Origin of the sequence: Pseudarthrobacter sp. NPDC080039, assembly GCF_040702335.1 — a bacterium.
In the GTDB taxonomy this organism is placed as follows: domain Bacteria; phylum Actinomycetota; class Actinomycetes; order Actinomycetales; family Micrococcaceae; genus Arthrobacter; species Arthrobacter enclensis_A.
In genome coordinates, this window is the sequence record NZ_JBFBKY010000072.1 from 1 (window position 1) to 1,477 (window position 1,477).

A 1,477-nucleotide genomic window follows, 5' to 3' on the forward strand; every position below is an offset into this window, starting at 1 on the left:
CTGACAGTAATGATGGAATTGGCTCGTGCTGCGGTGTGACTCTGGGTTCTGACTGACGCCCTCGCGAAGGGTTTGTCTTGTGAATGATCTGCCCACCGTGGCACGAGCTGCAGGAAACGCGGCGGCCAGGTGGACATGACCTAATAGGAGCCTGTTCGAATAAGTCCCATTACTGTCTTGTCTGCCCACCCGGCCGGCGTGCCCCGATTCGTCCCAACCGCACGCAACGGAAAGGCCAGGGCAGTTTCATCATGGCAAAGCACTTTCTGAAAGTCATCGCCGGGATCGACACCCACTCCGACACCCACCATGTCGCTGTTATCAGCGACACCGGCGAGCACCTCGCGGACAAGGAATTCCTCGCTGTCGGATCCGGTTACCGGAAGATCGTCGAATTCATCACCTCGTTCGGCACCGTCCTGGCCATTGGGGTCGAGGGCACTGGCACCTATGGTGCCGAGCTGGCCCGGGTCCTGACCGGCGAAGGATTGCAGGTCCTGGAGGTCATGCGGCCTAACCGGCAGTACCGGCGCCTCCACGGCAAATCGGACCCATTGGACGCCTACCAGGCAGCCGAAGCCGCCCTGGCGGGCTCCGGGACATCGCTGCCGAAAGCGCGTAACGGTGCCGTTGAGGCCATGCGTGTAGTGCGTGCCGAGAGGTCCACCGCGATGCGGGCCAGGGTAGCTGTCATCACCCAGATCAAAAGCATCCTTGTCTCCGCCCCGGACACCTTGCGTTCCCGCTACCGGGGCATGACCGGCACGGCGATAATCGCCGCGCTGGAAAAATCACGCCCTGGCGGGGATCTGAACGATCCGTTGAACACCACCGCGATCGTGCTCAAACGTCTCGCCCGCCGCTACCGCGCGCTGGCGCAGGAACTGGCACTGATCGACACCGAACTCGATGCGCTCGTCACCGCCCACGCGCCCATGCTCCGGGACCTGCGCGGGGTCGGAACCGATACCGCCAGCCAGCTACTGGTCACCGTTGGAGACAACCCCGAAAGAATTACCACCGAGGCGAAGTTCGCAGCCCTCGTCGGCGTCGCGCCGATCCCGGCCTCGTCAGGGAAGACTACCCGCCACCGCCTTAGTCGCAGCGGAGACCGGCAGGCCAACAAAGCGATCCACCACATCGCACTCGTCCGCATGAGCTGTGACGCGCGCACTAAAACCTACGTCAGCAAACGCCGGCAAGAAGGCAAAACCAGCAAAGAAATCATCCGCTGCCTCAAACGCTACATCGCCCGCGAGATCTACGATCAACTGCTCCACCCGCACCCCGCGCCCGCAGCCGGGGAACTCCGGGCCCTGCGCACAGCCAAGAACATCACCCTCCAGAGAGCCGCCGACACCCTTCACATCTGGCCCTCAACACTGTCCAGATTCGAGCGCGGACTCACCCGCGACGACCACTTCTTCCAACGCTACTCAGACTGGCTCAACACCAATTGACAGCTATAGGAGCATCA

The 1,477-nt window shown here is 62.4% G+C and carries 1 protein-coding gene; it reads left to right on the top strand.

What is annotated here, in order from left to right; translation table 11 throughout:
* The first annotated feature begins 251 nt into the window (after positions 1-251).
* Positions 252-1,460, top strand: a complete 1,209-nt coding sequence (locus tag AB0313_RS22105) for an IS110 family transposase (protein ID WP_366308491.1) — start codon at positions 252-254, stop codon at positions 1,458-1,460.
* Positions 1,461-1,477 lie beyond the last annotated feature (17 nt).

Bases quoted from the DNA above. Each gene is read 5' to 3' on its own strand.
- AB0313_RS22105 (WP_366308491.1), top strand. From the start codon at position 252: ATGGCAAAGCACTTTCTGAAAGTCATCGCCGGGATCGACACCCACTCC.